This window comes from Clostridium sp. C2-6-12, from assembly GCF_009928485.1.
GTDB lineage: Bacteria > Bacillota > Clostridia > Clostridiales > Clostridiaceae > Clostridium.
In genome coordinates this window covers 34,937-54,086 of record NZ_JAABNP010000039.1, presented here as the reverse complement: position 1 = coordinate 54,086, position 19,150 = coordinate 34,937, and the positions used below count along the sequence as shown (strand labels likewise).

The following is a 19,150-nucleotide window of genomic DNA, read 5'->3' as shown; positions in this document are numbered from 1 at the left end:
CCTAAGAATATTTTCTTGAATAACCATTTGTAAAAATTAGTTATTCAACAACCTAATAGTTATATTAAAAAATAAAGGGGGAATTGATTTGGGAATTTTGAATATTGCACATAGGGGATATAGCGGTAAGTTTGATGAGAATACTATGTTGGCGTTTAGAAAGGCGATTGAATATAAGGCAGATGGTATTGAAACGGATGTTCAAATGTCTAAGGATGGTGCATTGATTTTAATTCACGATGAAACCCTAGATAGAACTACCAATGGTCACGGATTTGTCAAGGACTATACTTTAGATGAACTTAAAATATTTAGAACTAAGAGTGTACCAAGAGTTCAAGCTTTAAAAACTGATGCCTTAGGGGAAGTGGAAGATTCAAAAGCAAGACAAGTTGATTTGGATATAGGTGAGGGAAATAAGTTTTTTAGTAAAAGTAATGGAAGCATAGAGGATAGAAATAAAATAAAAATAGGTGAATACACTAGAGAAGAAGTTGAATATTTTAAAAATAAAGATGGAGAGGAAATACCAACTTTAAGAGAATTATTAGAGATTTTTTCACAGTCTGATTTAAGAATATTGAACTTAGAGCTTAAGAATAGTGTAATTGAATACAATAACTTAGAGGAAAAGGTGTTAAATATTATTGATGAATTTAATTTAAGAGATAGAGTTGTGATTTCGAGCTTCAATCATTTAAGTTTAAAAAAGATAAGGGAATTAGAAAAACAGAGAAATAAATCTAATGATGGCAGAGATAATAAAATAATGTTAGGTGCTTTGACTGAAACAACACTTTTTAATGTGCCAAAGTATCTGCAAACTATTTCGGCGGAATGTTATCATCCTTACTTTCCAAGTATTTTAAATGAAGACTATATGAAGGAAATAAAAAAAGCTGGAATATTGGTTAACACCTATACAGTTAATGAACCTAATGATATGAAGAAGGTAATGAATATAGGTGCTGATAGTATAATTACTAATGAAGTTGAATTATTGAATTTGGTTAGAGAAAATTGTGAAGGGCATAAGTAATCATTTTGTTGATTAGAAAATACTCTAGGATTTATTAAAACTCCAGCGCAATGGAGTTTTTTGTTACTATAGAAATTTTAATGAGTTTTAATGCATAAATAAATTACATAAATGGATTACAGATTTAAATTATAGTGAAATTCATGAGTGTACAGAAGATTGGTAATATGATATAATACTTTAGTTAATAGTGAAATAGAAAAAAGTTATATTTTTCATTTTCACTTTTCTTATAGAATTTTTTAAATTAAAAGTAAAGAATTATAGTATATATTTTGATTAACAATTAGCAATTAAACATTAACAATTAGGTCATAATATCTATGTAACAAATTTCTAAATTACGTAGTAATTTATTTCTAATTGTTAACTGTTAGCTGTAAATTGTTAATTGATTTAATTAGGAGGGTTAGCTTTGGCTGATTATATAAAAGAAATTGAAAAAAGAAGAACCTTTGCTATTATTTCTCACCCTGATGCTGGTAAAACTACACTTACAGAAAAGCTATTACTTTATGGAGGAGCTATAAGACTTGCGGGTTCTGTTAAGGCAAGAAAAGCTTCTAAGCATGCTGTTTCTGACTGGATGGAAATTGAAAAGCAAAGAGGTATATCTGTTACTTCTTCAGTTATGCAATTTAATTACGATGGATACTGCATAAACATACTCGATACTCCTGGTCACCAAGACTTCTCAGAAGATACATATAGAACGCTTATGGCTGCTGATAGTGCTGTAATGGTTGTTGATGCTGCTAAAGGTATAGAAGATCAAACAAGAAAGTTATTCCATGTTTGTGCACTTAGAGGAATTCCTATATTTACATTTATAAACAAGATGGATAGAGAAGCTCAAGATCCATTTACTTTACTTGATGATATTGAAAGTGAACTTGGAATTAAGACTTATCCAATAAACTGGCCAATAGGATCTGGTAAAGAATTTAAAGGTGTTTATGAAAGACAAAATAAGAGAGTTTTAGCTTTTAATGGTGGAAATCATGGTCAAACTGAAGTTGAAGCAACTGAAGGTGATGTTAATGATGAAATCTTTAAAGACCTTCTTGGAGCACCACTTCATGAAAAACTTATGGAGGATATTGAGCTTTTAGATATAGCTGGAGATGAGCTAGATCTTAAAAAGGTAAGAGATGGTGAATTAACACCAGTATTCTTTGGATCTGCTTTAACTAACTTTGGTGTTGAGCCATTCTTAGAGCATTTCTTACAAATGACTTCATCACCACTTCCAAGAAACTCAAGCATAGGAGAAATTGATCCTATGAATAAGGATTTCTCTGCTTTTGTATTTAAGATTCAAGCAAATATGAATAAGGCACATAGAGATAGAATTGCCTTTATGAGAATTTGTTCTGGGGAATTTAAAAAAGGAATGGAAGTTATGCATATACAAGGTGGCAAGAAGATAAAACTTGCTCAACCACAACAATTTCTAGCAGAGGAAAGGGAAATTGTTGAAGAAGCTTATGCAGGAGATATAATTGGTGTATTTGACCCAGGTATATTCTCAATTGGAGATACATTATGTATGTCATCCAATAAGTTTAAATTTGAAGGAATACCAACCTTTGCACCAGAACATTTTGCAAGGGTAAGACCAACTGATACCATGAAGAGAAAACAATTTATAAAAGGTGTTACTCAAATTGCTCAAGAAGGAGCTATTCAGGTATTTAAAGAAATCCATATAGGTATGGAAGAAATCATCGTTGGAGTTGTTGGTGTACTTCAATTTGAAGTTCTTGAATATAGATTAAATAATGAATATAATGTTGATGTTAAAATGGATAGATTAGCTTACAGATATGTAAGATGGATCGAAAACAAAGATGTTGACATGGATTCATTAAACTTAACTTCAGATACTAGAAAGGTTAAAGACCTTAAAGACAGAAATCTGCTTATATTCCAAAATGACTGGGGTATCAGCTGGGCTTTAGAGCATAATAAGGGATTAGTACTTTCTGACGTTGGAAAGAGTGAAGAATAAGATTTTATATACTTTAAAATATAAAGAATAATTAATAAGACTAAGGTTAAGACATATTATGATTTTAATCTTAGTCCTTATTTATATATACGTTAAATATTATTTACTCACACAGTTTCTTCCTTTTTTCTTAGCTCTGTAAAGTGCCTTGTCAGCACCCTTCATTACCTCTTCAGGGTCTTTAAATTTACTACTTTTTTCACATACTCCTATACTTATAGTAACAAATAATTGTCCTGAGCTGCTAGACTTAGATTTTGAACCTTTTCCTTTTGTAGATTTTCTGGTATAGCCGCATTTTGAAATTTGTTCACGTAGGCTTTCCAAATGTGGCATTACATCGTTTAGTGATTTTCCAGGGAAGATTATTGTAAATTCCTCGCCACCATAACGAAAGGCTTTTCCACCACCAGCAACTGTGGCTAAATTAGAAGCTACTAGTTTTAATACATCATCTCCAACATCATGTCCATATTTATCATTAAATTTCTTAAAGAAATCAATATCTGTCATTGCAATAACATATTTATTTCCAAGCTTAGCTAAATCTTCTCTAAGGGCGCGGCGGGAAGGAATGCCTGTAAGCTCATCTAAATAAGCCATGGAATAAGAATCTTCAATGATGCTTATGATTAACATTAAACCAGCAGCACTTAAAAATATTGAAAAAGATATTTTATTCTCAATATATATAAGGGCAGCAAAAACAGAAATAATAACACCTATTAACCTAACTTCAAATGAGCTTCTTTTTAAGTAAGCTTTTATTATAAATAATGCTATTATTAACAAAAAGGTTAATAGAGTTGCTTGATTTATGATAATATTTTCAACAGGAATCTCTATAAACTTATATGATAATAATTTCTGTATTGAAGGATTAGCATTTGCAGAAATTTCATAAATTCCAAGGAATTCAATTAATATTAGGCAAATACGTAATTTACCCCATAATGAAAATATACCTTTTTCCTTAAGTAGTGATATTGCAGCAATATTAACTGGTATTAATACACACAGTACGGGATATAAAACTTGAGTATATATGGCTTCACTTAATGATAATTCTTCATAAAAGGTTAAATTTAATTGGCACAAAGTAAGAAGTAAGGTTATAAGAAAAATCCTCCCCTTATTAAAACGAATGCTTAAGATAACACTTATTCCAAATATAATTAATGAAGAGTATTTTAGAACAAGGATAACAGGGAGAGTAAAGGAAGGGAGTTTCTTTATTAAAAAATAACATGCGAAAAGAATAAGAGCGTATGTAATGTATGATAAAACCGTTTTAAAAGTAATCTTCACTTTAGTTAGTCCCCCTTAATTTAGGTAGATAGAATTTTGGTGGCAATCACAAATTCCCAGCTAAAAATTTATGATATATATGTAACTTGAAAAGCTAATTTGTCGGTAAAGAATATATAATAATTTTCGCTCAGGTTAATGAAACCTTTAATATTAAAAAGATACATTTCTAAATTCTCTAGGGCTCATATTAGTATATTTTTTAAAGGTAATAGCAAAGTTAGATTCGCTATTAAAACCACATTCAAAAGCTATTTATAAAAATGTTTACTTGAATATGGGAATGTGAAAAATATAAGAATGAATAGGTAAAGATTTTAGGAAAAAATAATTATAATTATTGTTTCTTTTGAATACTTTTACATCTGTATTTATAATTTTATTAAGTGGAAATAGGATTCAAAATTATTATGATTTTAAATAAATATAAGGGGGATTTGGATGTTTAAATTAAAGAGTAAGGAATATAGCAAAATAGCACATTTAATTAAATCACAAAATGAAATATCTGTTTTTTCTGTTATAAATGGAATTATGCCTGGTGAGATATATGTAAATAACATTGATAATTCAACAGCAGCATTAATAAAAACCAGTGAATGTAACTTAGTTGCAGGCAGTTCTAATGATGAGATTTTTAATTCTCAAGTTTCCTCAAAACTAGACTTTTGGGATCAGTTAACACCTGATACAAAGGAATGGATGGAGGTAATACCAACTCTTCATAAGAATTCATTTATTAGAAAATATAAAAGAAGGCATTATATATTATCTGTTGAGGAGTTTAATGAATGTAATTTGACTTTGATGGATGGATTTATAATAGAAAAAGTAGATATAGGTTTATTAAAAGAAAGCACTTATGAAAACTCAGATAAAGTACTTGAATGGGCTCAAAACTGGGGAGATGATGAAATGTTTAAAAAGTACGGAACAGGGTATTTCATTCATAATGACAAGGTAATTGTAAGCTGGTCATTAAGTGATTGTAGTTATGACAATAAAATAGCAATTGGTATACAGACAGATGAAAGATATAGGCATAAAGGTTTTGGGGAAGCAGTTGTTTCTGCAACTATCAAAGATTGTTTTGCTAAGGGATATAAAACAATTGAATGGCTTTGTGTAGATTCTAATAAAGGTTCGAGAAGAATTGCGGAAAAACGTGGGTTTAAGTATAGTAATGAGTATTATTCATTTTCATCATATCCACCAATTGAGAATTTAAAGGACTTATCTGAAGCTGAATGGTATGAATGGGGAGAATACTTAGAAAATGCATCAAAAACTGAGGAAAGTTTGATATGGGAATGTCTTTACTGTTATATAAAAGCCAATAATGTTGAAAAAACTATAAATATTATGTCTAATATGAAACAGAAAAAAATTATAGAAGATTATTCAAGATTTAAAAATGATATTGCTTATTTTCAACATCATGGTTTATGTTCCAATTTTAGTGGTCAAGTTTGGAGTGATTTTCTAAATGGAAATATTTGTTGTAGTCAGTAAATTAAAATATTTTATATGAGGTCATTTTGCCCCTTAACATATAGCTTGGAAGTAAAAGCTGAAAGAGTTATAAGGAAAGCTAGTAGTGATGAATAAAAAATTAAGTGTACTTGAAAAATAAAAATGGTGGATATATTATCAATAAAAGATGATAAGAAATATCAAGTTTTTATCCTCTCACAAATGTATGATTAATATAGAAAGCAAAAGGGAGGGTTATTATTTGAGTTATTATATCAATCTACAAAAAGCAATCGACTATATTGAAGATAATTTGGAAGGTAAAGTTGAGTTGGATGAAATAGCAAAAGTTGCAGGGTATTCAATTCCACACTTTTATAGGGTTTTCGGAGCTATTATTGGTTGTTCTGTGAAAGAATATGTACGTAAAAGAAAGTTGAGTCAAGCAGTATTTGATGTGGTAACTACAAAGCGTAGCATAACTGATATAGCTTTTGAATATGGTTTTGAATCACATGAGGTATTTACGAGAACTTTTAAATTGGCTTATGGCGCGCCGCCAAGCAGTTTTCGGAAAACTAATGTAGAGCCGAATTTATTTGAAAGGATCAATTTGCTTTCAATAAAAAATGAAAGTGGGATGGTAATATTGAAACCAGAAATTATTTGCAAGGATGAGAAAATGCTTCTAGGTATATCTAGAAAAATAAATCAAAGCGAAAATATTAAATATGGACTATTAGCAAAAGTACAAAGCGAATTCATGAAAATAGCAGATAGCATTGAAAATAGGATAGATAAAGATATTTATTATGCAGTATATGATTATGATCCCATAGATATAATCAAAGAAGATGATAAAATTAACTATACTTATTATTATTGTGTTGAAGTATCCAAGTGTGAAAGTATTCCTGAAGGCATGGTCAAAAAGTTAATACCACAAGGGAAATATGCTGTTTTTACTCTTGATTTAAAGAATGATACTCTAAATGGAGAAATTTTAAATCAACCAGTATATGATTATATTGATGGTATTTGGTTACCTAATTCTGGGTTTGAACTTGCTGAAACTTCTGATTATGAGATTATTAATGAGAAGGAAAGTCTTGTGAATTATTATATTTCTATAAAATAATTTTGCAATGTGGGTTTATATAATAATGTATGTTAATTTTTAAAGATAAACTTTTGTGAAAATCTATAAATTCACACTCATAATTCAAATATAAGAAGACTATGAAGAAGGATATTTTAAGTTAAAAACTTCATAGTCTTTTTTAGTTTCTAAATTTGTTATATAATTCAAGTTACATGTAATAATTTTACGGAAATTCATTCTTAATAAAGATTAAGATTAAATTAGTATAGATAATATTGTGCATAAAATGTTGCGAATCAAAAAGTCATATGAGTTATTCTTTAATCAAGGAGGGATTAATATGGATTGGCTTGTTAAAATGAATTCAGCAATCGATTATATTGAAGAAAATTTAACTGAGGAAATTGATTTAAATTTAGTTGCAGCTAAAGCTTGTTGCTCATCTTATAATTTCCAACGTATGTTTTCTTTCATTACAGATATTCCATTGGCTGAATATATTAGACGAAGAAAATTGACCCAGGCAGCACTGGATTTGCAGAATACTAGCCTTAAGATAATTGAAATAGCTATGAAGTATGGGTATGATTCAGGAACGTCATTTGCAAGAGCTTTTGGGTCATTACATGGTTTGACACCAAAAGAAGCAAGACAAGCTGGAGTAAAATTAAAAGCTTATCCTAAAATTTCCTTTCAAATTTCAATTAAAGGAGTAAAAGAAATGGACTACAGAATTGAAACTAAGGAAGGTTTTGATATCTTTGGTATTGAAACTATCTCATCATTGAAAGGGGAGGAAGGGTATTTAAAACCAAATGAATTTTGGGAAGAGTGTCAAAAAAATGGTGAATATGATAGGCTGTTTTCTAACTCAGGAGATGTGCCAAGCTTTTTACCACAAAATTCGTGTAAGATTCATGCAGCAGAGTATTATTGCAAAACAGAAGAAAATACATTTCCTTATATGCTATTTTCATTTGTTTCAAAAAATAGTAAAACAGAAGGATATAAAACTGTCCACATTCCTTCACAAACTTATGTGATTTTTTCTTCAGAAAAGTTTAAGTGGGGAGAGGAATTTTTTAAAGTTTTAACTTCATTGCAAAAGAGATTTTATAGTGAATGGTTACCAACTGCTAATTACGAAAGAGCAGAGGGAGCAAACTTTGAAATTTATGGTGGCACAGAAGAATATGGATCTATTGAATTATGGTATCCTATAGTGAAGAAATAGATTATTTGCAATAAAGAGGTTACTAGATAAATATTACAATAGATTATGTGAATAACATATACTCGATAAATACTTTGAAATATATGGGAGCTTAGGCTTCCCTATATTTCATGGGCTATATATCCACTATAGTTATAAATTGTATATTGTAAATATAGATGTTATAATATATTAAAACAACAAATATTTTACAATAAGGTTTTCTTACTTGCAATAAGTCTAAAATTTCTTTACTAATGAGTGCTTACAGCATAAAATTCAGCCAACATCATAATAATATTAATCAAATTATAAGATTGTCAGTCTTGGTCTAAGTGTGGCATATAGTATATTGGATACATAGTATGTAGTAACATATGAATTTTTTTGCTTTTGTATACGATATCATTGGCTTTGTTTTTGGATTCATGAATTGGTTCAGAAATAGAAATACGTACATAATATAAAATTAATTAATGTGTGATATAAATTCATAAATTTGGGCAATATTGATATATGGAGGTAACAAATATGAAAAAGTTTATTATTGGAGCTATAAACCTAACGATTTTGTTGCTTTTTACTGGCTGTGGGGATAATTTTCAGCATGTAGTAAATAAAAATATTACAGGAAACACTATTGAGTATGAGTTTAAAAACTTAAGTAAACCAATATCGGCGAGCTTAGATTTAAAGGCAGGAGACACTATAGAGACAATAATGAACCTACAAGAAGGAAATGCATCAATAAAGGTAGAAGGGGATAATAAAAAGGTTCCATATGAAGGAAACTTAATTGGAAGTAGCAAATTTACCTTTGAGATAACTGATAAGGGAACTTATACTTTTACTTTATCTGGTGATGATGCAAGTGGAAATATTACCTTTAAAAAGGTTGATTCAAGTGAAAAGAATAAGGATGCTTCTGGGAGTTCAAAAGCGAAGAAGCCTGAAGCTAACTCTAAGAATAATCAAGATAATAATAAAGTAATAATTGAAGGAACAGAAGAGAAAATAGATACTGAAGTTAATAAAAGTAATTTAGGTTATACAATTACTTATGATAAAAATAGATTTAAATTTGAAAATGCTGAAGGCGTAGATTCCTATATGGCGCCAAATGCAGATACTAGTAAGTATCCTAATGTATTTTTAGCTGTATCTAAAATTGATGGCATGTCTTTAGAAGAAGTAATGAAAGGTTTGATTCATCAAGCAACTAAAGAAGCTGTTCCTCAAAATATAACAATAGGCAAAGAAGGATATAAAGCAGAAAGATTGGTAATTAAAGAAGGCAATAAGTATAACTCAAGAATTTGTGAATATTATCTTACAGAAAAAAACAATGTAGTATATTTAGTTGAAATAAATTATTTTGTTGGGGCAGAGGAAGGTTATGGAACAAGGTTGCATGAAATGTTAAATACATTCACTTTTAATTAATGAATGTTCCTATAATATCATAGAAAAATATTTCCAAGTTAGTTTTAAGAAGTAACAAAAAATGCAGATAAATCATAATAATATTATATACAATATTCTTGTACATGGAGAGGAAGAGAATGAGTAACTGCGATTTTTGTAATTCTGATTTCGATACACTAGGAGCAAATAGTGGTCCAGGATGTACTTGTGACCCAGTAAGTGACTTGACCTTATCTACAATGGTTGTTGGAAATCAAGAAGCTTTATTATGCAGGCTAATAATGATATTGCTATTTTTATATGCATATACTAATCAAAACTTTATTAGCTACTTGCTTTGCACCAACGACAAGCTAATAAATAATCAAATATGTCTAACTGACAAGATGGTAGATAATTTAATGGATCAGCTTGCAGATTGTCAAGATGATCTTGGTAGATGTAGGAGAGGAAAAAACCATAGTCACTAGAAGAGAGCAATGAAATAGGCTCTCTTCTAGTGTTTTTTATTTTTAAGGAAGATTAGTGAAAACTGCTAATTGTTAATTGCTGACTTCAAATGTATAATTTAACCTAGAAGGGGAATAACCATAAAAGGAGTGAGAATAAGTTTAAGTATGAAATGCTACGGATAAGCTTTCAACAATACGATTAAATAGTGCAAAGAAAAGATATACACCAAAAAACTTTAAAATATTTGCACTATTAAACCAAAATGTGATTAGAGAGGGGAAGCCGTATGGAACTTACATACAAATTTGGAAGAGGAAATTGGAGAACTTTAGAAGAAGGAAATGAAAGAGAATGGATGATTGGAAATGGAATAGGAGGGTATTCAGGGCAAACTATAATTAACAGTGGCTTTAGAGTTCATCATGGATATTTAATAGCAGCTATGAATCCACCAGTAGACAGATATTCTATATTATCTAGAACTCAGGAAATGGTTAAGGTTGAAGGTAGGGAATATGACTTAGCTTGTCAGGAGTATGACAGTTATTCTAAAGAAGGATATAAGTACCTTCAAAGATTTGAATTTGATTCTGTTCCAGAATATAAATATCAAATTGAAGATATCCATATAAAAAAATCTATAGCAATGGAGTATGGACATAATACTGTGGCTATATGTTATGAAGTTGAAAATGGAAGTTTAAAAGCAAAGATTAACGTGACACCTTTGTTTACATTTAAAGAAGCAGGTCAGTTTATAGAAGCTGAAGAATTAAAATTTAAGACTGAATTAAAAGATAGGGTTTTGAAATTATATACTCATAAAGATGAAAATGTAACTATAAACTTTTTAGCTTCTGAAGGGATATTTCAAGAAAGGAAGATAGAAAGATTAAGTTGCAGCACTAATGAGGAGAGTCAAATTGGTGCATGTGACAAAAATCCTATAATTGAGGCAAATCATTATTATGAATTTGAAAATAGAACAGGTTCAAAGGGCTTGGATAATCATTATACACCATATGATATTGAAATTGACTTAGAACCCTTTGAAACTAAGAGATTTTATTTTAAATGCACTGTTGAAGAAATTGATTCTAAAGATGGATTTCAAATAGTTAAGGAATATAGAGAAAGAGCTGAAGAGCTTATGGAATTATCAGAATATAAAGATCCATTTGCTTTAAATTTAGTAAAGGCTGCTGACCATTTTATTGTTAATAGAAACAGCACAAAATTGAAGACGGTTTTAGCAGGTTTTCCTTGGTTTGTGGATTGGGGAAGAGATACTATGATAGCTTTTGAAGGCTTGACTTTAGCTACTAAGAGATTTGAAGATGCAAGAGAAATCTTAGAGTCTTTTGCTCAATATGTGAAAAATGGGCTTGTGCCTAATGTCTTTGCAGATAAAGGAGCAGAACCAATGTACAATACTGTAGATGCTTCTTTGTGGTATTTTCAAGCTGTATATAAATATTTAGAGTATACTGGTGAAGAAAGTGACTTTAAATTTGTTGAGGATAAAATATTTCCTAAACTTATTGAAATCATAAATGCATATTCATCTGGAACTGATTTTAATATAGGAATGGATAAAGACGATAGCCTGATACATGCAGGAAGTGGATTGGATCAAGTGACTTGGATGGATGTTAGAGTTGGAGAGTTAGTAGTTACTCCAAGGCATGGTAAGCCAGTAGAAATAAATGCTCTTTGGTATAATGGATTATCAATAATGGCATACTTGTCAGAGAAATTTGGACAAGATCCAGAAAAGTATAGAAACTTAGCTGAAAAGGTTAAGAAGTCTTTTAATGAAAAGTTTTGGAATGAAGAAAAGCAATGCTTATTTGATGTTGTTGATGAAAATGATGGAAGAGTTAGACCAAATCAAATTTGGGCAGTATCATTACCGTTTGCAATGTTAGACAGAGAAAAGGAAAAGAAAGTTGTAAATAAGGTATATAAAGAATTATATTCAACTTATGGATTAAGGTCTTTATCCTTTTTAGATGAGGAATATAAATCAGAATACGCAGGGCCATTAATGAAGAGAGATTTAGCATATCATATGGGGACAACCTGGGGCTTTACTATAGGCGGATTTATATCAGCTTATTGTAAGGTAAATGATTATTCTAAGGAAGCAGTAATAAAGGCAAAGGAAATGTGCGAAGTCTTCGAGGATCATATGAAGGATGGCTGCATAAATGGAATTGCAGAAGTTTTTGATGGTGATTTTGCAGCTACCAGCAGAGGCTGTTATAGCCAAGCCTGGAGTGTAGGAGAGGTTTTAAGAGCCTATACTCGAGATGTGTTGCCTTATGTCTAATCATATATAGCTAGCATTACTCAATCATATTTAATAATTTAGTGGGAGATTTTCTCTCACTTTTTTTGTATTGCTTTTACCAAAACAAGGACAAAATATATAGGAAGAAATATGAAAATAGAAAGATATAGAAATGATATTATTTAAGAAAAGGAGGTGACACTCATGAATAATACTGAGGTGATCAGGTTCTTAATAGATTATATAGAGGAGCACTTAACTGAAGAAATCAGTTTGGACAATCTAGCTGCTACAACTTGGTATTCACAATATCATTTGCATCGAATGTTTACTGGAGTAGTAGGTTTAGCGTTGCATCAATATATCAAACCCAGACAATTAACGGAGGCAGCTAAGAGTTTGATATTTACTGAAAAACAAATTATTCAAATAGCTTTGGATGCAGGATACGAATCACAACAGGCTTTCAGCCTTGCATTCAAAAGCATGTATAAGCAGTCTCCTCAAAAATTTCGTAATAAACATCAGTTTCATCCAATTCAGCTAAAATTTGAAGTGAGTGGAAATCTTACAAAAATAAAAGGAGAAATCAATATTTTAGCACACCACCAATCAAATATTGGTGGTCTATTTTTGTGAATCGAATAACCCAAATAACAATAGAGACAGCTGTTTTCAATGTTAAGTAACTGTTATATATAAATTTCTTATAGAATTTATTGAAAACATGTAGTAATATTTGTATTGTATATGCAAATTGTATGAAATATGAGAAAGATTTACCATATAATTTATAGCTTAATTATACAATTAAAATTTAATTTAGATAAGAAGGAATATTTATAATGAAAAAATTAAATATAATTGGTAAAGAAGTAATTAATAAAATTAAAGAAATATTTTCTATAGAAAAGAATATGGAACGAAACAGATTACAGTCAATATTTAAAAAAATAACAATTTTAGTTGTAATTATTTTTTCAGCATTCACTATCTTTATTCATGGAACTTTGAATTATAGCTATAATAATCAAAATAAAATTTATGAAGAAGGTTATATGGCTACTATTTATGCTAATAAAATAAATGATGATATATTAAATATGAGAATATCTTCAAGTAAATATTCCAGCAGCTGGAATGAAGCTCTATTAGAAAGCTTAAAGATATATTCAAAAGATATTGATGAAAATATTCAAAAATATAAAATGTTAAATAATTTATTATATGAAGAAAAAGCATTGATTGAAGAGTTAATAAGTTCAGATACCGAGTATAATAATAAAATTAAAAGCGTTTTAGAGGAGATTAATAATTCAAATACAATTGGGCAGCAAGAAATAAAAGAAATAATTTCATCTGAAGACAAAAGAATTGAATTGAGCAAAAAATTAGTAAATTATTCAAGTAATCGCATTGATATGTTAAACAAGCAAAATAAAAAAAATGAAAAGATAATTATGCATACAATTTTTATTATTAACTTTTTCATGATTGGTTTCTTTATTTTGATGATATATGTTGTTAAAAAAATTAATCAAAGGGCAGAATATTATGCACTGTATAGCTCAATAACAGGATTACCTAATAAGAATCATGTTATTAATACAATATCCAAAGATATTAAAGAGTTATATAGAGATAAATTTGCAATACTTATGAGTTTGGATATTGATAATTTTAAAGCAGTTAATGATACTTTGGGACATGATTTTGGAGATAAACTTTTAAAAGAAGTAGGGAAAAGATTTAAAAGAGTAATACATACTAAGGATCATGTTTATCATATGGGAGGAGATGAATTTCTGTTTTTAATTAATTCTGTTTATAATAAAAATCAAGCAGAAATTGTAGTTAAGAAAATACAAGGCGTTTTTAAGGAGCCTTTTCATATTGAAGGAAAAGACATTGACTATGTAACCGCAAGTATAGGAATAACAGTAATTAATCAAGATGGAGAGGATTTTGAAACTTTATATAATAATGCAGATGACGCAATGTACGAGGCGAAGAAAATTGGGAAAAATAAATATGTATTTTATGAGGAACAGATGTATTCCGATGTATATGATAAAATTCTAAAGAAAAAAGCAATAGAAGAAGGCATTAAAAATGGGGAATTTATAGCTTTTTATCAGCCTAAAGTTTCAAAAGAGGAGAAGTTTTTAGGTGCAGAAGCCCTTGTAAGATGGATTAAGGCAGACGTAATTATACCACCATTAGATTTTATTGAATTTGCTGAAGAAGAAGGGCTTATAAAAGATATTGGTGAATGTGTGATTATTGACGTGTGTAAAAATATATCCAAATGGATTAAAGATGGGTATAAAAATTTTAGAATAGCAATTAATTTATCAGCAGAACAGATTATTGACGAAAGTATATGTGAGAATGCTATAAAAATAATACAAGAATATAAAGTACCTTTTGAATATATAGAGTTTGAAGTGACGGAATCAACAATAATAAGAGACTTTGATATTGCTATAAAGAGTATCAAAAAGATTAAGAGTTATGGAATAAAGGTAAGTCTTGATGATTTTGGAACAGGATATTCTTCGTTGAATTACTTAAAGAAGCTCCAAGTTGATAGCGTAAAAATTGACAAATCCTTTATTGATACTTTAGTTTTTGATGATGGAACTAACGTTATGGTAAATACAATTATAAAAATGTGTCACTATTTTGGCTATGAAGTTGTAGCAGAAGGTGTTGAAACTAGAGAACAAATAGAATGTCTTAAGGATCTTAATTGCGACATATTTCAAGGTTATTATTTCGGTAAACCTATGAAGGAAGAGGAGTTTAAGGATAAATTTTTAGCGTAGTTATGTATATATTAATTAATAAGATAAAGGAATATTTTTAGATTAGGAGTCAGGTAAAAAGCATTTTTATTATTATGTTTTATCTAGCTCTTTTTTTGAGTTTTGAATACTATAGCTGTTATGGAGGAGAAACATTTGCATAAATAATAATTAATATTAATTGTAAATGAAAAAATATATTTTAGTAATTGACAAGAATAAAAATAAAATATATACTAAGTTTGTGAAAAAGATTGAGTAAAATTAAAAATAAATAAATTAAAGATAATAAAATAAAATTTAGAAGGAGATATGTCGAATGATTTATGATTTTAGAGTTAAAGATGTAAAGGGAAATTTAGTTTCACTAGAGGAGTATAAAGGTAAAGTACTTTTAGTTGTTAATACAGCTACAGGCTGTGGATTCACACCTCAATACGAAGGTCTTCAAAAATTATATGACAAGTATAAAGATAGTGGATTAGAAATATTAGATTTTCCTTCAAACCAATTTTTCGAGCAAGCTCCAGGAAGCAATGAAGAAATAGTGAGTTTTTGTCAATTAACATATGGTACAACATTTAAAACTTTTGCTAAAATTGATGTAAATGGAGAAAGTAGCGATCCTTTATATACTTTCTTAAAAAAAGAAGCCCCTTCTGCTAATGAAGATGATGCATCAAAGGGATTATATAATTTCTTATCAGAAAAAGGCTTTAATACAAGTGGTGATGATATTAAATGGAATTTTACAAAATTCTTAGTTTCTAAAGAAGGTAAAGTAATAGCTAGATTTGCACCAACAGTTGAGCCAGAAAAAATAGAAGAACAAATTAAAGAATTATTATAGTCACAAATTATTGAAGAAATAAAAGAAAATTTATATTTTCAGAGTTTGCCATTATAAATAATAATCCTCCCAATATAGATTAGAAAAAGTTATATGTTAGCTATATAAAGAGCATATAACTTTTTCTGATTTTTTTATTATTCTATGAATTGTTATTAAAAAACCGGAGTCAATTAAATGCTTATTTAAGCTTTAATTTGACTCCGGTTTTTAATGAAGAAAATTAACTTTGATAGACTAAATGTTTTACTAAATGGCACAAGCTGTTAACTGCTAACTGAGTCCCATTTCTTTTCTCTTTTTAATTATATGTGCTTCAATATTATCAGCAACCTCCTTAGGATTATCACCTAAAGTTATTCGTCCACCTGTCACATCTTCTGCTTTTTCAGTAAGTAATTGTACTAGCTGAGGAGCACCTGTCATAAATGGTGTAGGAGATAAGTGAGTAAGGGTACCATATGCTAAAGCAAATACACCATCTATAGTAGCTTTTTGCTCCATCCATTCAGGAGCTGTAACTGCTATAGGAAGTTGAGATACATCAACATCTAAATGATCTGCAAGGGCAGTAACCAGCATTGAGATTCTTCCTGTATCAGTACAAGTTCCAAAGCTTAATACTGGAGGGATTTTTAACATGTTGCATACTTCTTTTAAGCCTTCTCCAGCCATATTATTAGCAGCTTCAACTGTACATAAACCAGCAACTTCAAGCGCATGATTACCGCAGCCGCCGCTTACTACTAAGATATCCTTTTTAATAAGTTCCTTTGTAAGGTTTATAGTCATAGAATCTTGAGGACCATTTCTTAAGGTAGAACAATTAGCAAGAGCGACAACGCCTTTAATCTTTCCAGCAGCTATAACTTCAACTAATGGATCTAGTTTATTGCCAAGAGCACCAAGTACTGCTTCTGTTGAAAAACCAGCTATGGCTTTTTGTACTTTTTGAGGAACCATTGGAACTATTTTTCTTTCTTTTCGCTTTTTATAATTTTCTATTCCTAAATCAATTAATCTATCAGCCATATCAGCAACTTCAGAAGGTTCATAAGGAATTTTGTGTTCAAGACCTGGCATATCAATTATTGTACTTACAGAAACTAAGGTTATTTGATATTTTTCTGCGTACATGTCTATAGCAGGTGGAGAACAATTTTCTTCCATTGCAAAGACATCAACAGTTCCTGTAGCTAGTAAAGGTTCAATAGTAAGCCAATTTCCCATGTGGCCTACAAAAACCTCATCCATTTCAAATCTTTGAAGCAATTCTTGACCAGTTTCAATAGAACCTATAATTCTAAGTCCTTTTGCACCAGCAGCTCTTGCCTTTTCTTGAACCTCTGGAGTTCTAGCTTTTAGTATAGTAGCAACACCTGGCCAAGGTTGATGCCCGTTAAATACTATGTTTACATACTCTGGATCCATAATTCCTAGATCCATATTAACCTCATGAGGTTTTGGAGTTCCAAAGAGTATATCTTGAACCATTTCAAGTCCTATTTGAGTGTTATAAATTGTAGCTATACCTAATCTAAGTGCTTTCATTGCAAGTGAAACATGACTTCCATCAACATTTGTAAGACAGCTTGCTACACAATTTTGTTCTTCGTGAATTGTTCCGGCAGGTGATATATCAAGCTTTTTCCATAATTCTTTTCTCTTTTTTGGAGCAAAAGCTTCTACCATGATGTTTGGTTCGTCAATTCCTATATGTTGTTGTGCTTCAAGTAAATCAGCCAATTGAATTGCCATTTTATTAGTTTCTTGATTTGTATCTATGCCTACTTTTTCACACATCCACTTAAGTTTATCTACATCAGTAATTTTAAAAGGTGTTTTTCCTTCACCTGTAGCCTTTAGAGTTCTAAAAGCTTCATAAGCGTGATGGCTGTAAGTACCAGCTCCCATAATATTTTTAAGAAGAAAATTTCTCATGGCCATACCGTTTGCTTCGATTCCGCATACACCTTTTTCAAGACCAGTTTTCTCATTTAGTCTGCAAGGACCATTTGAACATAATTGACAGCTTATACCTTGAAGGCAGAAGTTACAACGGATTTTTTCCTGTTGTGCATATCTGTCAAAGGCATTTGACATTCCATCTTCTCTAATTCTTTTAAGCATTTCTTCAACAGAGTCATGGTAACTAGCTCTGCCTTCAAATCTCTCTTGTGTTTTTTCACTCATAAATTAGTCACTCCTTTAATTTGTTTAATGTAAAATATAAAAAGGTATTTCAAACCCAAAGATTTGCGTATTAAAAATATTAGTTTTTAGAGTTTTTTACAACAAAAATAGATTTCCCAATAAAACTGATAATTATGTAAGTTAAAATTTTTATTGGTGACAGTTACCAATTATAGATTAAAAGTAATTATGACATACATTTGTCATAGTAAAAGTTTTATAATATATCTAAGAAGTATATGAATCGAAAAAAATCTGTAAGAAAGAAAAGGGGGCAAATAATTTATGAGCAATTCCTGCGTCAACAGATAAAATAAAGATTGGAGAAAGCTGTGAACTTAAATATGAGGTTCATATTCCTAAGGGAAAGGAAGTTCAGATTCGCTCTGTTGCGGCTGCTTGATATTCACTAGCAGATAAAGATTGCTTACTTCGTTGGCTACTTCAAAGATACCTTTACCCATTTCCCTTTATCTATACTTTCTGTATAGTTTTATATTTATTTGTAGAATTTCAAAGAACAAATCTATAAATAAGTAATAAAATAAAAGTGAGTTAATTATTTGTAGGAGAATGAGTAAAATCTATGGAAACAACTAAAGCCAATGAAATGGTTAATAACACAGCTAATTATACTCCTGATGACTGGGTTAAATATATTACTCCACTAGTTAATCGTGCACTAGCAGAAGCTAAAGAGGGAATTAATCCTGAACACTTGTATCAGGAATTTATATTGGCAGGAGTGCTTGTAGGACTAGGAAAGAAACCTCAAGAGGCAATTGAACAAGTAGAAAGCTGGGAAAAAACAGGTACTTCTAAATTATTAGCTATGAGCAAAATGAGCAGGTATTTTGATTGGGGTCAGACCCCTGGGGGAAATTGGTAAAATGAAATAATTATACAAATACACCGAGTATCAATAATAATCAATACTCGGTGTGTTTTTGTAAAGTTTCTTATGTTAAATTGTAAGATTTCTC

General features: G+C 29.9%; 14 protein-coding genes. 12 read left to right on the top strand and 2 right to left on the bottom strand.

What is annotated here, in order from left to right; translation table 11 throughout:
- Nucleotides 1-88: 88 nt before the first annotated feature.
- Nucleotides 89-1,039, top strand: a complete 951-nt coding sequence (locus GXK56_RS23405) for a glycerophosphodiester phosphodiesterase (RefSeq protein WP_160691994.1) — start codon at nt 89-91, stop codon at nt 1,037-1,039.
- Nucleotides 1,040-1,454: 415 nt separating this feature from the next.
- A complete protein-coding gene (locus GXK56_RS23400; protein WP_160691992.1) occupies nt 1,455-3,050 on the top strand; it encodes a peptide chain release factor 3 in 1,596 nt (531 codons plus the stop codon).
- A 99-nt stretch (nt 3,051-3,149) separates the two neighbouring features.
- On the opposite strand, the gene GXK56_RS23395 is transcribed toward GXK56_RS23400, so the two are convergent.
- On the bottom strand, nt 3,150-4,358 hold the full coding sequence (locus GXK56_RS23395; RefSeq protein WP_160691990.1) for a GGDEF domain-containing protein: 1,209 nt from the start codon (nt 4,356-4,358) through the stop codon (nt 3,150-3,152).
- 441 nt (nt 4,359-4,799) lie between these two features.
- On the opposite strand from GXK56_RS23395, the gene GXK56_RS23385 reads away from it, so the two are divergent.
- The 9 genes from GXK56_RS23385 (at nt 4,800) to GXK56_RS23345 (ending at nt 15,974) form a co-directional block, all read left to right on the top strand.
- Nucleotides 4,800-5,870 (top strand): GNAT family N-acetyltransferase, encoded by a 1,071-nt coding sequence (locus GXK56_RS23385; RefSeq protein WP_160691988.1) that lies wholly within the window; start codon nt 4,800-4,802, stop codon nt 5,868-5,870.
- Between the two features lie 223 nt (nt 5,871-6,093).
- Nucleotides 6,094-6,969 carry a helix-turn-helix domain-containing protein gene (locus GXK56_RS23380; RefSeq protein WP_160691986.1) on the top strand — a complete coding sequence of 292 codons (876 nt, stop codon included), beginning with the start codon at nt 6,094-6,096 and terminating at the stop codon, nt 6,967-6,969.
- Between the two features lie 304 nt (nt 6,970-7,273).
- Nucleotides 7,274-8,167, top strand: a complete 894-nt coding sequence (locus tag GXK56_RS23375; protein ID WP_160691984.1) for an AraC family transcriptional regulator — start codon at nt 7,274-7,276, stop codon at nt 8,165-8,167.
- 510 nt (nt 8,168-8,677) lie between these two features.
- Nucleotides 8,678-9,589, top strand: coding sequence for a hypothetical protein (locus tag GXK56_RS23370; protein ID WP_160691982.1), 912 nt, complete (start codon nt 8,678-8,680; stop codon nt 9,587-9,589).
- Between the two features lie 119 nt (nt 9,590-9,708).
- Complete coding sequence (locus GXK56_RS23365) at nt 9,709-10,041, top strand: hypothetical protein (RefSeq protein ID WP_160691980.1); 333 nt, start codon at nt 9,709-9,711, stop codon at nt 10,039-10,041.
- A 269-nt stretch (nt 10,042-10,310) separates the two neighbouring features.
- Nucleotides 10,311-12,356, top strand: coding sequence for an amylo-alpha-1,6-glucosidase (locus GXK56_RS23360; RefSeq protein ID WP_160691978.1), 2,046 nt, complete (start codon nt 10,311-10,313; stop codon nt 12,354-12,356).
- A 165-nt stretch (nt 12,357-12,521) separates the two neighbouring features.
- Entirely contained in the window at nt 12,522-12,956 is a 435-nt protein-coding gene (locus GXK56_RS23355; protein ID WP_160691976.1) for a helix-turn-helix domain-containing protein, read from the top strand.
- Between the two features lie 206 nt (nt 12,957-13,162).
- A complete protein-coding gene (locus GXK56_RS23350; protein WP_160691974.1) occupies nt 13,163-15,145 on the top strand; it encodes an EAL domain-containing protein in 1,983 nt (660 codons plus the stop codon).
- Nucleotides 15,146-15,443: 298 nt separating this feature from the next.
- The gene (locus tag GXK56_RS23345) at nt 15,444-15,974 is read left to right on the top strand and encodes a glutathione peroxidase (protein ID WP_160691972.1); all 531 of its coding nucleotides are present in this window, start codon (nt 15,444-15,446) and stop codon (nt 15,972-15,974) included.
- Nucleotides 15,975-16,247: 273 nt separating this feature from the next.
- Here the strand turns inward: GXK56_RS23345 and cooS are convergent, their stop codons facing one another.
- Nucleotides 16,248-18,167 (bottom strand): anaerobic carbon-monoxide dehydrogenase catalytic subunit, encoded by a 1,920-nt coding sequence (gene cooS / locus GXK56_RS23340; protein WP_160691970.1) that lies wholly within the window; start codon nt 18,165-18,167, stop codon nt 16,248-16,250.
- Nucleotides 18,168-18,753: 586 nt separating this feature from the next.
- On the opposite strand from cooS, the gene GXK56_RS23335 reads away from it, so the two are divergent.
- Nucleotides 18,754-19,056: a hypothetical protein gene (locus tag GXK56_RS23335; RefSeq protein ID WP_243156226.1), complete on the top strand. Its 303-nt coding sequence runs from the start codon at nt 18,754-18,756 to the stop codon at nt 19,054-19,056.
- Nucleotides 19,057-19,150: the final 94 nt, after the last annotated feature.

What these genes read in the sequence shown, in the direction of transcription:
- GXK56_RS23385 (WP_160691988.1), top strand. Translation starts at nt 4,800, where the DNA reads ATGTTTAAATTAAAGAGTAAGGAATATAGCAAAATAGCACATTTAATT.
- GXK56_RS23375 (WP_160691984.1), top strand. Translation starts at nt 7,274, where the DNA reads ATGGATTGGCTTGTTAAAATGAATTCAGCAATCGATTATATTGAAGAA.
- GXK56_RS23370 (WP_160691982.1), top strand. Translation starts at nt 8,678, where the DNA reads ATGAAAAAGTTTATTATTGGAGCTATAAACCTAACGATTTTGTTGCTT.
- GXK56_RS23365 (WP_160691980.1), top strand. Translation starts at nt 9,709, where the DNA reads ATGAGTAACTGCGATTTTTGTAATTCTGATTTCGATACACTAGGAGCA.
- GXK56_RS23360 (WP_160691978.1), top strand. Translation starts at nt 10,311, where the DNA reads ATGGAACTTACATACAAATTTGGAAGAGGAAATTGGAGAACTTTAGAA.
- GXK56_RS23355 (WP_160691976.1), top strand. Translation starts at nt 12,522, where the DNA reads ATGAATAATACTGAGGTGATCAGGTTCTTAATAGATTATATAGAGGAG.
- GXK56_RS23350 (WP_160691974.1), top strand. Translation starts at nt 13,163, where the DNA reads ATGAAAAAATTAAATATAATTGGTAAAGAAGTAATTAATAAAATTAAA.
- GXK56_RS23345 (WP_160691972.1), top strand. Translation starts at nt 15,444, where the DNA reads ATGATTTATGATTTTAGAGTTAAAGATGTAAAGGGAAATTTAGTTTCA.
- cooS (WP_160691970.1), bottom strand. Translation starts at nt 18,167, where the DNA reads ATGAGTGAAAAAACACAAGAGAGATTTGAAGGCAGAGCTAGTTACCAT.
- GXK56_RS23335 (WP_243156226.1), top strand. Translation starts at nt 18,754, where the DNA reads ATGGAAACAACTAAAGCCAATGAAATGGTTAATAACACAGCTAATTAT.